At 45.0% G+C, this 229-nt stretch carries 1 protein-coding gene; it reads left to right on the top strand.

The genetic code is table 11. The features are described from left to right. Positions 1–23: 23 nt before the first annotated feature. Positions 24–229 (top strand): hypothetical protein (locus AAEY98_RS22760; RefSeq protein WP_502959668.1); only part of this gene is annotated, 206 nt, incomplete at its 3' end.

Genomic DNA, 229 nt, shown 5'->3' with positions numbered 1-229 from the left:
ACCCTGTGCCAATCGTGCGCCAGATGATTGATGAGACCGGTTATATTGACTTCGTCCGTAGCGATGCCAAAACGCCGCAACAAGAAAAGAACCGTATCGATAATATCGACATGCTTTATACCAGTATTCAATCGTTGATTAATCGCGCGGAAGAAGATGAAGACCGTACCATTGATACCATTATTCGCAAGCTGGTGTTACTCGACATGCTTGAGCAACAGCAAGAAGA

It is taken from the genome of Shewanella sp. AC91-MNA-CIBAN-0169 (genome assembly GCF_040310165.1).
GTDB lineage: Bacteria > Pseudomonadota > Gammaproteobacteria > Enterobacterales > Shewanellaceae > Shewanella.
Note: the sequence above shows the minus strand (reverse complement) of the source record. Positions and strands in the feature narration are given on the sequence as shown.